The organism is Herpetosiphon llansteffanensis (assembly GCF_003205875.1).
Classification (GTDB): Bacteria; Chloroflexota; Chloroflexia; order Chloroflexales; family Herpetosiphonaceae; genus Herpetosiphon; species Herpetosiphon llansteffanensis.
In genome coordinates this window covers 109,903-122,154 of record NZ_PUBZ01000078.1, presented here as the reverse complement: position 1 = coordinate 122,154, position 12,252 = coordinate 109,903, and the positions used below count along the sequence as shown (strand labels likewise).

The 12,252-nt window shown below is 48.6% G+C and carries 12 protein-coding genes; 6 read left to right on the top strand and 6 right to left on the bottom strand.

The features are described 5' to 3' along the window. Window positions 1-236 precede the first annotated feature (236 nt). From C5S61_RS05650 to chvE, 5 genes are all read right to left on the bottom strand, one after another. Entirely contained in the window at window positions 237-878 is a 642-nt protein-coding gene (locus C5S61_RS05650; protein WP_110514108.1) for an L-ribulose-5-phosphate 4-epimerase, read from the bottom strand. A 24-nt stretch (window positions 879-902) separates the two neighbouring features. Beyond that, entirely contained in the window at window positions 903-2,591 is a 1,689-nt protein-coding gene (locus C5S61_RS05645; protein ID WP_110514107.1) for a ribulokinase, read from the bottom strand. A 65-nt stretch (window positions 2,592-2,656) separates the two neighbouring features. Continuing rightward, on the bottom strand, window positions 2,657-3,904 hold the full coding sequence (gene mmsB / locus C5S61_RS05640; RefSeq protein WP_110514106.1) for a multiple monosaccharide ABC transporter permease: 1,248 nt from the start codon (window positions 3,902-3,904) through the stop codon (window positions 2,657-2,659). Next, complete coding sequence (mmsA, locus tag C5S61_RS05635) at window positions 3,901-5,439, bottom strand: multiple monosaccharide ABC transporter ATP-binding protein (protein WP_110514105.1); 1,539 nt, start codon at window positions 5,437-5,439, stop codon at window positions 3,901-3,903. Before mmsA ends, mmsB begins: the two co-directional genes overlap by 4 nt. Before the next feature lie 94 nt (window positions 5,440-5,533). Further along, complete coding sequence (chvE, locus tag C5S61_RS05630; protein ID WP_439109048.1) at window positions 5,534-6,652, bottom strand: multiple monosaccharide ABC transporter substrate-binding protein; 1,119 nt, start codon at window positions 6,650-6,652, stop codon at window positions 5,534-5,536. A gap of 385 nt (window positions 6,653-7,037) precedes the next feature. Between chvE and C5S61_RS05620 the strand changes: the two genes are divergently transcribed. The 6 genes from C5S61_RS05620 to C5S61_RS05595 all read left to right on the top strand — a co-directional run bounded on the left by C5S61_RS05620 (window position 7,038) and on the right by C5S61_RS05595 (window position 11,393). Then, window positions 7,038-7,799 (top strand): hypothetical protein, encoded by a 762-nt coding sequence (locus C5S61_RS05620; RefSeq protein ID WP_110514102.1) that lies wholly within the window; start codon window positions 7,038-7,040, stop codon window positions 7,797-7,799. Window positions 7,800-7,838: 39 nt separating this feature from the next. Then, window positions 7,839-8,447 carry a hypothetical protein gene (locus C5S61_RS05615; RefSeq protein WP_110514101.1) on the top strand — a complete coding sequence of 203 codons (609 nt, stop codon included), beginning with the start codon at window positions 7,839-7,841 and terminating at the stop codon, window positions 8,445-8,447. Window positions 8,448-8,486: 39 nt separating this feature from the next. Then, on the top strand, window positions 8,487-9,128 hold the full coding sequence (locus tag C5S61_RS05610) for a zinc ribbon domain-containing protein (RefSeq protein WP_110514100.1): 642 nt from the start codon (window positions 8,487-8,489) through the stop codon (window positions 9,126-9,128). A gap of 8 nt (window positions 9,129-9,136) precedes the next feature. After that, a complete protein-coding gene (locus C5S61_RS05605; protein WP_110514099.1) occupies window positions 9,137-9,454 on the top strand; it encodes a hypothetical protein in 318 nt (105 codons plus the stop codon). A gap of 124 nt (window positions 9,455-9,578) precedes the next feature. Then, entirely contained in the window at window positions 9,579-10,334 is a 756-nt protein-coding gene (locus C5S61_RS05600) for a hypothetical protein (protein ID WP_124033389.1), read from the top strand. A 30-nt stretch (window positions 10,335-10,364) separates the two neighbouring features. Continuing rightward, a complete protein-coding gene (locus tag C5S61_RS05595) occupies window positions 10,365-11,393 on the top strand; it encodes a zinc ribbon domain-containing protein (RefSeq protein WP_124033388.1) in 1,029 nt (342 codons plus the stop codon). Window positions 11,394-11,445: 52 nt separating this feature from the next. Here the strand turns inward: C5S61_RS05595 and C5S61_RS05590 are convergent, their stop codons facing one another. Next, the gene (locus tag C5S61_RS05590) at window positions 11,446-12,111 is read right to left on the bottom strand and encodes a response regulator (RefSeq protein WP_054536288.1); all 666 of its coding nucleotides are present in this window, start codon (window positions 12,109-12,111) and stop codon (window positions 11,446-11,448) included. Window positions 12,112-12,252: the final 141 nt, after the last annotated feature.

Sequence of the window (12,252 nt, the reverse complement as noted above, 5' to 3'; positions counted from 1 at the left end):
ATCGGGGGCTGGGGGCCGGGATGTTATTCTGACGCGAATGCCGACCCCTAATTCTCAATAACCAATCCCCAACCTCCAACTACTGATCTCTAAATGTAATGAGAACCAACGAGACGTAGTAATTTACCAGCCCCCGCTCCCCAACAACCGCTCCCCAGCTTTACTAAATCTTGAGCATTTGGATGATCATGGTTGTTAGAATCCGATCCCCGCTCCCCAACAACCGATCCCCAGCTTTACTGCCCATACACATTGGTATAGCGATAGTGCAATTTGGCAACGTCGTCGCTGGCGATTTCTTGGGGCTGGCCAATTTGCAAGGCATACCAAGTAGTGCGGGCCACATCTTCGGTCATCACGGCGGCTTTGACGGCGGCTTTGGCTGATTTGCCAATTGTGAAAACGCCATGATTTTGCAGCAGCACCGCTGGCGATGTGCCAATATGCTCAACCACCTGTTGGCCAATTTCCTCGCCGCCAATTAATGCAAAGCCTGCGCATGGAATCGGCCCGCCAAATTCGTCGGCCATGGCGGTCAAATAGACCGGAATTGATTTGCCGTTTGCGGCAAAAGCCGTAGCAAACGGCGAATGCGTATGCACAATCCCATTCACATCGGGGCGATGGCGATAAATGTACAAATGGCTGGCGGTATCAGATGAAGGCTTGAGTTCACCTTCAATCACGTTGCCGTCTAAATCGACAACCACATGATCAGCAGGCCGCAAATCTTCAAACATCACGCCGCTGGGCTTGATCACCACCAAATTGGTTTCAGGATCGCGGGCGCTGACATTGCCCGAAGTCCAGGTTACCAAGCCATTTTTGGGCAATTCAAGGTGCAATTTCCAGAGTTCGTGTTTTAGTGTTTCTAACATCATTGGCTTCCAATCTGGCTGCAACTAGGCGGTGAGTGCGGCGTGACGGAGCATGCGCAAGCGCTTCATCACATCGTTTTCGCCACGGCCAAAGTAGTTGTAGAGCACTTTATATTCAGCGTAGAGCTGATCGTAAATTTCAACATTGGCAGGAATTGGCTTAAAAGTTTCGGCTTTCAAGCGGCCCATCTGTTTGGCGGCGCTAGCAATATCGGCGTAGCCACCTGCTTCAAGGCCTGCGGCAACCGCGCCGTGCATGGCTGCGCCCAAGGCTGGAGCCTGTTTGCTGGCAATCACGCTAATTTCATAGTTGGTTACATCGGCGTAAATTTGCATCAGCAGGTGGTTTTTTTCGGGCAGGCCTCCAGCTGCAATCAATTTGCGAATCGGTACACCCGATTGATTGAAGGTTTCGATAATTTCGCGTTTGCCAAACGCCGTTGCTTCGAGCAATGCACGGTAGATTTCGGGCGCAGTCGTGGCCAAGGTCATACCCAACACCAAGCCATTGAGTTCAACATCGACCAAGGTTGAGCGATTGCCATTGAACCAATCGAGGGCCAATAGACCGCTCTCAGCAGGCTTGAGTTTGGCGGCTTCGCGTTCGAGCAAGCTATGGATATTCAGGCCTTCAGCTTCTGCTTGGGCGAAATATTCGCCAGGCACGCCATGCTCAATAAACCAAGCGAAAATATCGCCAACCCCGCTTTGGCCTGCTTCGTAGCCAAGCATGCCTGGCACGATGCCGCCATCGACTACGCCGCACATGCCTTCGACAATTGGCAATTGGTCGCGATGTTCGCCGTTCATCACGTCGCAGGTGCTGGTTCCCATAATCATCACCATCGTGCCAATGTCGGTGTTGCCGGTAACTGGCAGCGTGACGTGAGCATCGACGTTGGCAACCGCAACCGCAGTGCCTGCCAATAAGCCTGTCCATTCTGCTGCTTGTTGGCTAAGGCCGCCAGCTTTTGCGCCAAGCGGCAAGAGCGTGCGCGACATTTTTTGATCGACGATGTGTTCCATGCGTTCGTCGAGCGCCTTGAAAAACTCATTAGGGGGAAAGCCCTCGGATTTTGACCACATGGCCTTGTAGCCTGCGGTGCATTCGTTGCGGGTTTCGACCCCAGTCAATTGCCAAACCACCCAGTCGGTCGCTTCGATCAAGCGATCGGCGGCGGCGTAGACTTCTGGTGCTTCATTGAGAATTTGCCAAGCCTTGGGGAAAAACCACTCTGAGCTAATCTTGCCGCCGTAGCGATCAAGGAAGCTGTAGCCAAGCTCGCGGGCCAAGTGATTGAGTTGGTTGGCTTCTGGCTGGGCGGCGTGATGTTTCCACAACTTGACCCATGCATGCGGCGTGTTGCGCCACTCTGGCAGCAGACACAACGGCGTGCCGTCGGCTTTGGTTGGCAACATCGTACAGGCAGTAAAATCAACCCCAATCCCAATCACGTCAGCAGGGTCAACGCCACTTTCTTTGAGAATGGCGGGGATGGTGATTTTGAACACATCAAGATAATCGTTGGGGTCTTGGAGCGCCCAATCTGGCTCAAGTCGAATGTTGGTATTGGGCAGTTTTTCGTCGATAACCCCGTTGGCATAGGGATAGATCGCGGTTGCGATTTCTTGGCCATTGCGCACATCAACGAGCACAGCACGGCCCGACTCGGTGCCAAAATCGACCCCGATGGCATAAGTTTGCCGACTCATGGCAACTCCTTGTATGGGTTTGCAAGGCACTAACCAAGCGTGGCTAATGCCTTGCGTTGCTTCAACTAGGCTTTATTTTTGCTCGATACGTCGAAGTAGACAGCGATCAAGAGCACTGCACCTTTGACCACTTGTTGCCAGTCGACGCTTACGCCAGCGATTGACATGCCATTATTGAGCACGCCCATCACCAAGGCCCCGATCACTACGCCAAAGATTGTGCCGATGCCGCCTGAGGCCGATGCGCCACCAATAAAGACCGCCGCAATTGCATCGAGTTCAAAGCCATCGCCAGCTTTGGGTGTGGCCGAGTTCAAGCGACCTGTGAAGATCATGCCGCCGATAGCCGCCAAAACCCCCATATTGACGAAGGTATAGAACGTCAGGCGATCGGTTGGCACGCCAGAGAGTTTGGCGGCTTTTTCGTTGCCACCCAAGGCATAAATCCGCCGCCCAATCACGGTCTTTTTGGTGACAAAGATATACAAGACGATCAATGGGATTAAGACCAACAAGACGTTGGGCAAGCCTTTGTAGGAAGCCAAGATATAGCAGAAGGCCATAATAATGGCGACAACTGCTGCATTTTTGATAATAAACAATGGGGTTGAAATTACTGGGAAGTTGAATGCACGGCTATTTTTGCGCCCTACAATATCCAAGTACACAATGATTGCTGCAAACGCTAAGCCAATGATCAGCGTCATCAAGTGCAGTTTTGCGTCAGCACCGCCAAGTGGGTTGCTCATAAAGCCAGACTTTGCGTCGTTGCCGCTGATGAAACCTCTGCTGATATTGCTGAAGCTCTCAGGAAACGGGCCAAGTGAGCTACCGCCGAGCAGCACCAAGGTCAAGCCGCGAAAAATCAACATTCCTGCGAGGGTTACAATAAAGGCCGGAATTTTGCGGAAGGCCACCCAATAGCCTTGAAACGCGCCGATCGCAGCGCCAATCGCAATACAGGCAGCAATCGAAATGATCACCGGGTAATCGTTTTTGACCATCATATAGCCAGCAACGGCCCCGACAAAGGCCGCCACCGAGCCAATCGAAAGATCGATATGGCCTGCCACAATCACCAGCAGCATGCCCAGCGCCATCACCACGATATAGCTATTTTGCAAAATCACGTTGGTGATGTTGGTTGGTTGGAGCAACACGCCGCTGGTTTCAAATTGGAAATACAGCACAATCACCACAAGGGCAACCAGCATGCCATATTCGCGCACATTATTTTTCAAGAAATCGAAAACGGTGGCGAGTTTGAACCCAGCCGCTTTGCTGGATTCGTTGGTTTGCAGTTCAGCGCTCATGGCTGGTTAACCTCCTGCTGCATAATGCACTTCATGATCTTTTCCTGAGAGGCATCGGCGGCAGGCATTTCGCCAACCAACTGACCTTCATTCATCACATAAATGCGATCACACATGCCGAGAATTTCGGGTAATTCCGAAGAGATGATGATGACGGCTTTGCCTGCTTGCGCCAATTTGTTGATAATCGTGTAGATTTCATACTTAGCGCCCACGTCAATCCCACGGGTTGGCTCATCGAGAATCAGAATATCGGGGTTGGCAAACAACCACTTGCTCAGCACAACTTTTTGTTGGTTGCCGCCAGAGAGATTGACGGTTTTTTGCAGCACGCTGGAGCTACGAATGCCTAAATCATCGCGATATTGATTGGTAATCCGCAATTCTTTTGGCTCGTTAAGCACCGATTTATTGGCAATCGCTGGCAAATTGGCGAGCGAAATATTATTTTTAATCCCATCGATCAGCACCAAGCCATAGTTTTTGCGATCTTCGGTAACGTAGGCAATCCCGTTGCGAATGGCCTTTTGGATCGTGCGCACGTCGATCTCGTGGCCATTTTTATAGACATGGCCACTGATATGTTTGCCATATGCGTGGCCAAAAATACTCATTGCTAATTCGGTGCGGCCCGAACCCATCAGGCCTGCAATCCCGACAATTTCGCCTTTGCGCACGTTGAAGTTGACGTTATCGACAACTTTGCGCTCGGCGTGAAGTGGGTGATAGACATTCCAGTTGCGAACTTCAAACAGAGTTTCGCCAATCGTGGCCTCGCGGGGCGGAAAACGATGGCTCAAATCGCGGCCAACCATGCCGCGGATAATCCGGTCTTCGCTAATGGTTTCTTTGTGACAATCGAGGGTTTCGATGGTTGCGCCATCACGGAGTACCGTAATTGCATCGGCAACCTTCGAAACTTCATTCAATTTATGCGAAATGAGAATCGATGAGATGCCCTGTTGTTTGAATTGCAGCAGCAATTCGAGCAGGGCTTGGCTATCGCTTTCGTTTAAGCTGGCGGTTGGTTCATCGAGAATCAACAGCTTAACTTCTTTGGCCAGCGCTTTGGCAATTTCAACCAATTGTTGCTTGCCTACGCCAATATCGGTAATTAATGTGTTGGGCGATTCGCTCAGGCCCACTTTTTTGAGCAATGCTTGGCTTTTGGCAATCGCCGCATTCCAATTGATTACGCCGCGTGAGGCAGTTTCGTGGCCGAGAAAGATATTTTCGGCAATCGAGAGGAACGGAATCAAGGCTAGTTCTTGGTGGATAATCACGATGCCGAGTTTTTCGCTGGCGCTAATATCGTTGAAACGACACTCTTGACCCTCGAAAATAATCTCGCCTGTGTAGCTGCCATGAGGATAAACCCCGCTGAGCACCTTCATCAAGGTCGATTTGCCTGCGCCATTTTCGCCAACTAGCGCGTGAATTTCTGCTTGGCGCACTTGCAAATTAACATCATTCAGCGCTTTAACCCCAGGAAAGGTTTTGGTGATTCCGCGCATTTCAAGTAGTAGATCAGACATAACCTGTGCCTCGTTTGCTGAGAAGATGGCCAAGTTTCCTATGCAAAGCAGGCCTGTGGATGAGCGTTGCCCACACACAGACCTGCTGCCAGAATTATTTGGTTATGTCTTCTTTTTTGTAGTAACCACTTTCGACCAACACTTTTTCCCAGTTGGTTACATCGACAACAACCGGAACCAGCAATTGTGAAGGCACAACTTTGACCCCGTTGTTGTAGGTGGTGGTGTCATTGACAGCCACTTCTTTGCCTGACAATGAGGCTTCGACCATACCAACGACTGATTTTGCCAACTCGCGGGTATCTTTGAAGATGGTTGAGCTTTGTTCGCCAGCGATGATTGACTTGACTGAAGGCACTTCTGCATCTTGGCCCGAAACAACTGGCATTGGTTGGTCGGCGCTGCCGTAGCCAACACCCTTGAGTGATGAGATGATGCCAATGCTGATCCCGTCGTATGGCGAGAGCACTGCATCAACCCGTTTGTCGCCGTAGAAGGCGCTCAAGATGTTGTCCATACGTGATTGAGCGGTTGCACCGTCCCAGCGCAAGGTAGCAACTTTATCCATGCCAGTTTGGCCACTGACGACGACCAACTTGCCACTATCGATGTAGGGTTGCAAGACTGACATAGCGCCATCGTAGAAGAAGAATGCGTTGTTATCATCCGATGAGCCACCGAACAACTCGATATTGAAAGGGCCTTTGCCTTCTTTCAAGCCAAGTTTGGTTTCGATCGATTGCGCTTGCAAGACCCCAACCTTGAAGTTATCGAAGGTGGCGTAGAAATCGACGTTAGGAGTCTTTTTGATCAAGCGATCGTAGGCGATAACCAGAATTTTCTTGTCTTTAGCACTTTGCAGAACATCTGAGAGAGTTTCGCCGTCGATTGCCGCAATCACCAAAACATTGACCCCTTTGGTGACCATGTTTTCAATTTGCGAAAGTTGGGTTGGAATATCGTCTTCAGCGTATTGAAGATCGGTTTTGAAGCCTTTTTCTTGGAAATACTTCACCATATTGTCGCCGTCGGCAATCCAACGAGCAGATGATTTGGTGGGCATTGAGATCCCAATGGTGTATTTGCTATTATCGGTATTGGCGGTTGTGCCACCGGTGCTTGTTGTGCCGCCAGCGGTTGGCGCAGGCGTTGAGGTTGCGGCTTCGCCACAGCTAGCCAAAACCATCGTCATGAGCACCATCAAAACCAGCATGAACTTCGCGCGAGGAGACTTCATCGTCATGTCCTTCCTTGGAGTAAGTTTTCGTGGGCGGTGGCTTAAGTTGTGCCACAGCTAGGGTTGCTGCGCTTAAATGGCGCACCCAACGAAGACAGGTTGCGAACACTGAAGCAGTTAAGTTGGAACGGCAAGCTAGGGAGGGGTTTGGAGGTGGTACCGACCTCGTTATCGATCCCGTTATCGATCCCGTTATCGATAACGGTCGCATTATAACAATCCAGATAGTTGCTGTCAAGCATACAGCTGAGGCAAAAGTACTAGCCTGATCTAGCTCTTCAGTGGGCGATCGAGTAAGCTTGAGCGACGAACGCAACCCATGCTGAGTTTCGACGTACATTATCAGTGGAGGACTACCCCGATGAAATGCCCAAATTGCTATAGTAGTGTTTCAAATAGTAGTGCTACCTGCCCACGCTGCGACTGGCCGTTACGCACGCCCCCAGCGTCGACCGCCTCTGCATCGTTTGGCCAATCGCCAACAGCCAACGCTTGGGGCCGCGATCAACAAAATGATGCTGATGTGTGGGAGCCAAGCATTCCAGCGTCAGCAGCCTGGGAGTCAAACGCGTCTGCTGATGCTGCTTGGAATCCAGAAAACCAAGTAAATACATGGGAGCAACCAGCTGCTGCGCCAGCAGCAAACTGGGATCAATCGCCAATGCAACGCGTAACCGCGCCACCAAACGCCACCATGCTGGGCAATGCCATGCCCACCACCGTGCCCTTGACTGGCGGCCAAAAAGCCAAATTGCTGTTTGGGGCGATCATTCCAATGATCATTATCACGGTGGGGATTTTCTATGTGGGCCGCGCACCGATGACTGGTGAATTAAGCTTTGTTTGGATTTTTATCGGGGTGCTAAGCTTGATTTTTGGTTGGCAAGCAATTACCAAATTAATCGATTTGTTTAGTGGGGTTGCTTTAGTTCAGGTTGATCGCTTAACCAAAACCCAAATTGTTAAAAATAAAAATAGTCGCACCTACTATGGCCATTTTGAACGGATTGGTCGCCTGAATATTGGCCGCCAACAGTACGATAACGCATTGCAGGGCGCAATTTATCAATTGACCTATAGCCCACGCAGTAAAAGCTTGTGGGCAATGCAACAAATTGGCTAACCAATAACAAACTATTGAAAGCAGCAGAGAGGAAGCGGTATGAAATGCCCGAAGTGTCAAACAACTGTTCCCGACCATAGTAGTTGTGTCGCATGTGGTTTTCCGTTTTATGCCCAGCTTGATGACGCTGCGGTTGCCCATGGAGCTGCCGATCCTGATGGCAAGAATATTCAATTGCCAAGCGGTCGCGTGCTCAGAATTCCCGAGGAGCACAATCTTGTGCCAACGATTACGCCATTGACCCGCGCCCAAAAGAACAAAAACCTTTTGATGGCATTTTTGTTTCTGGTGCTGATTGTAATCACGCTGATGGTGATTGGCTATTTAAGTTTGGCTGTTGATATTGGCTTTATCTGGATATTTGTGGTGATGTTTGTCCTAGCATTGAGCTGGAAGATGATTGCCCACGTGATCGATTTCTTTAACGGCGAGGCTGAAGTCTATACTGATCGCTTAATCGAAACCGAACGTTATCGTTCAAGGTCTAAACACCCAAGAATCTATTACTTTGGCTATTTCGAGCAGCTTGGCCAGATCTCGATTAGTGCCAATGATCACTATGCCGCAATTCCAGGTGCGCTCTATAAATTGAGTTATGCTAAAAAATCCCACCTTTTATTGAATATAGTGCAGGTTGCTAGTCAATAATGTTCTTTTTCCTATTGAAAGCAGCAGAGAGGAATTGGTATGAAATGCCCGAAGTGTCAGAAGCTTGTTCCCGACAGTAGTCGCTGTATTGAATGTGGCTTTCCGTTTTATGTTCAGCTTGATGACGCTGCGGTTGCCCATTTAGCAATCCATCCAGGTGGCGAAAGCGTTCGATTGCCCAGTGGTCGCTACATTAGTCTTCCCGATGGCCATAATCTTGTGCCAACGATTACGCCATTGACACAGGCCCAAAAGAAAAAACACCTGCTGATTGCCTTGGCTAGTTTGGTGGCGCTATTTGTGGCAATGCTGATTGTTGGCTATTTAATTCAGGTTGGCGATTTTGGCTTTATTTTAGCATTTGTTGGAATTGTTGGCCTAGCAGTAGGCTGGCTGATGATTGCTCATTTGATCGATTTCTATAATGGTGTGGCTGAAGTCTATGTTGATCGCTTAATTGAAACTCAACGTTATCGTGAAAAGTATGAACGCCAAAGAATCCATTACTTTGGTTATTTCGAGCAGCTTGGTCGAGTAGATATTAGCGCTAAGGATCATTATGCCGCGATTCCAGGTGCGCTCTATAAATTAAGTTATGGGAAAGCTTCCCAACGTTTATTAGATATGGTGCAGGTTGATGGATCATTGGATACAGCTCACGTTAATAGTGCAGCAGAATAGGAATCACGATGCAATGCCCAGAATGTAATGCGACCCTCACGAGCGCTGCTGGCAATTGTGATACGTGTGGCGCAGTCATCGACAAACAATTATTGCAGCTGGTGGTTGCGCCGCCTGGTTCGCGGCCATTAACTGCCAAACAAGCATGGCAATTCTTTTTGGTTGGGCTTGTGCCATGGTCGATCATGGTATTTTTCTGTTGGTGGTTTTTCAGTTCGTATGGCTGGTTATATTGGTTGGTGATGGGGATTTTTGGCATGTATCTCGTGGCCAAAATAGGTCGATTAATCTTTGATCTTTGGCGCAGCAACGCCCGCAAACAATGAAAGGAAACTATTTATGAACTGCCCAATTTGTAATACCCCGCTGGCAACTGCGAGTCAGCAATGCCCAAGCTGTGCTGGGCCAGCACGGCGCTCGATAGCAACCCCGCTGTTTGGCGAATTTCCCATGGCCAATGCCTACCAGCGAACTGAACCGATGGCCGAACCGCTCTGGGAGCCAGAGGCCGAGCCGGAGTTTGTCGTTAGTAAGGCTGATCAAGCATGGTTGGAAAGCTTCGTACCAACCACAATTAAGCTAACCAGCGATCAAAAAAGCATGTTCTTGGATACGATCGTATTTTATTTGACCATGCTGATCGCGGTTGCGTGGATCGTGCTGCGCATCGAGCTGGCTGAGACGATTCCTGGCTTTTTCAAACTTGTATTCTTTGGTTGGGTTGGCTGGTATTTGATGGGCTATTTGCTTGATTTGCTGAGTGGCGTTGCTCAAGTCACCGTTGATCGACTAGACTCGAAATGGTACAGTACCAGAAATAGCAGCTATAAGACTCGATTTGAGCGCGTTGGCGGGTTCGATATCGACTCGACAACCTATAGATTGCTAGTCAAGGGAGCGATATATCAGATCAGTTATAGCCGCTTCTCCAAACGTTTATTGACTATCCATCAAGCGATTCCTAAGCAGTCATTAGATGATCAACTTGCGTCCGAACGCGAAAATTGGCCTTCGATGCTCTCTCTTATTCTTTTTATAGCCTTTTGGTATCTCTTTAGTTCACCTACGCTGAATATTTTTAATCCCAGGTTGGAGGATATTGACCCCACTTTCTTTTGGGCGCTTGGCGAGACACTCGGCATTATTGTGCTTGGCCGATTGCTAAGTGCGCTTTTGGCAAGTTTGCTGCGTAAAACCGCAAAATAAACCAATTTCTTGAGAAAATGGATCAATGCTATGTATTGCCCAAAGTGTTATATCAAATTTCCGTCTGGTGAGCGCCGTTGCCCCAAATGTGGTGGGCCTGGTGTGCCAAGAAATACCCTATTAAAGCCTGCGACAGTTGCTTCAACGCAGGCTCCAAGCATGGCAATGACCAGCAAACAAAGCAGGTATCATCTAACCAAAGCGCTGTTTCCATTTTTAGTGATAACAGTATCAATTATTGGAATATGTACACTTGTTTCAGCTAGAAATTTTACCTTGATTGCATTGTTGATCATAACTGGCTTGATTGTTGCAGCTATAGCTTTAAATAAACACTTATATGATTTTGTTAACGATATTGTGCATGTTGAAACCGATCAGTTGCTTAAAATTGAATGGATGTATATCAGGAAAGACCATCGGATTTACGTGGCTTTTTTTAACCGCCTTGGTGATTTTCAAATTGATGATGAGCTGTATGAAAATGCTCAATTACAATCATTTTATCGAATAATGTATAGCCTAAATACGAAAAAGCTTTGGAAAATTAAGCTTGAGCCGAATCAGACAGTTATTGATCAACTATTAAATACACAAGAAGCAGAAGATTTGAAAAATAATGAACCTTTGGCAGCGCAATCTCGATTATCGTTGAATCAACGGAAAGAAATTATAAAAATGATGCTGCTGAATCTAGGATTTGGAGCGGTTATTGCAATATTTACAAGTGGCTCGATCAAGCAGCTAATCGCAGGTTCTTTTAGCTTTAGCAATATAGTTCAAGTCCTTTTTCTGTTTATGCTTTGGATGTTGATTATCCAAACTGCATTTCAGTTCATCGATTTAATCACCGGCAAGCTGGAATCTACTGTTGATCTATGTATTGGTTTTGATCGCAGAAGTAGCCCACTGGGGAGTCGCTATACAGCTAAGTTTCAACAACTTGGCAAAACATTTGTTACGCAACAGCACTATATGCACATGCGCAAAGGCGAACGCTATCGAATCGTTTACAGCCGTTGGAGTAAGCTGGTGTGGGATGTGCAGAAAATTACTTAACATCGTGCTAAAAAGTAAAACCGCCACTCAGTTGAGCGGCGGCTTAGCCAGATTAACGCCCGGGTAAGGGATCGTCCATTGGCACAAGGCGTTGGCGTAGGGCATAAATCGCCGCCTGCGTGCGATCTGCCAAGTGCAATTTCGACAAGATATTGCTGACGTGGGTTTTGACAGTTTTTTCGCTGATGATCAGCGAATCGGCAATTTCACGGTTGGAATGGCCACGGGCGATCAAGCGCAGCACATCCATTTCGCGCTCGGTCAGCGCTTCTGCATCGGGATCGTTGTTGCGAGGCGTTGAGAATTCTTGCATCAATTTGGCAGCAACCTCAGGGTGCAAGACCGCCTCGCCACGTTTGGCTGAACGCACGGCGCGGGCTAATTCCAGCGGGCTAACATCTTTCAACAAATACGAGATCGCCCCTGCTTTGATTGCAGGAAAGACTTTTTCATCGTCGGAGAACGAGGTTAAAACGATCACTTGGGTGCTTGGGCTAACGGCTTTGACCCGACGGGTCGCTTCCACGCCATCAATTTCGGGCATCACCAAGTCCATAATCACCACATCTGGTAACAGTTGCTTAATTTGGCCAACTGCTTCGACGGGCATGCCCGAATCGCCAACAACCTCAATATCGTCTTGGAGTTCGAGAAAATCACGCAAGCCTTGGCGGACAACCAGATGATCATCGACTAAAAAAACGCTAATACTTTCCATAAGAACCTCATTGTGAGTGAATCGCGCTCTATTGATTGTACACGGAATAGGCAAATCAGCCGCAACTGCTCACCACTTTTTCACTTCCAAGCGGCCAAAGCTGTGATATGCTCAGTACACGTTTGAGAGATCTCGGCCTAG

Excerpts from the sequence above, each read along its gene's own strand:
- C5S61_RS05600 (WP_124033389.1), top strand. The coding sequence starts at position 9,579 with ATGGCCAATGCCTACCAGCGAACTGAACCGATGGCCGAACCGCTCTGG.
- mmsA (WP_110514105.1), bottom strand. The coding sequence starts at position 5,439 with ATGTCTGATCTACTACTTGAAATGCGCGGAATCACCAAAACCTTTCCT.
- C5S61_RS05615 (WP_110514101.1), top strand. The coding sequence starts at position 7,839 with ATGAAATGCCCGAAGTGTCAAACAACTGTTCCCGACCATAGTAGTTGT.
- C5S61_RS05590 (WP_054536288.1), bottom strand. The coding sequence starts at position 12,111 with ATGGAAAGTATTAGCGTTTTTTTAGTCGATGATCATCTGGTTGTCCGC.
- C5S61_RS05610 (WP_110514100.1), top strand. The coding sequence starts at position 8,487 with ATGAAATGCCCGAAGTGTCAGAAGCTTGTTCCCGACAGTAGTCGCTGT.
- C5S61_RS05645 (WP_110514107.1), bottom strand. The coding sequence starts at position 2,591 with ATGAGTCGGCAAACTTATGCCATCGGGGTCGATTTTGGCACCGAGTCG.
- C5S61_RS05650 (WP_110514108.1), bottom strand. The coding sequence starts at position 878 with ATGTTAGAAACACTAAAACACGAACTCTGGAAATTGCACCTTGAATTG.
- C5S61_RS05595 (WP_124033388.1), top strand. The coding sequence starts at position 10,365 with ATGTATTGCCCAAAGTGTTATATCAAATTTCCGTCTGGTGAGCGCCGT.
- C5S61_RS05605 (WP_110514099.1), top strand. The coding sequence starts at position 9,137 with ATGCAATGCCCAGAATGTAATGCGACCCTCACGAGCGCTGCTGGCAAT.
- mmsB (WP_110514106.1), bottom strand. The coding sequence starts at position 3,904 with ATGAGCGCTGAACTGCAAACCAACGAATCCAGCAAAGCGGCTGGGTTC.
- chvE (WP_439109048.1), bottom strand. The coding sequence starts at position 6,652 with ATGCTGGTTTTGATGGTGCTCATGACGATGGTTTTGGCTAGCTGTGGC.
- C5S61_RS05620 (WP_110514102.1), top strand. The coding sequence starts at position 7,038 with ATGAAATGCCCAAATTGCTATAGTAGTGTTTCAAATAGTAGTGCTACC.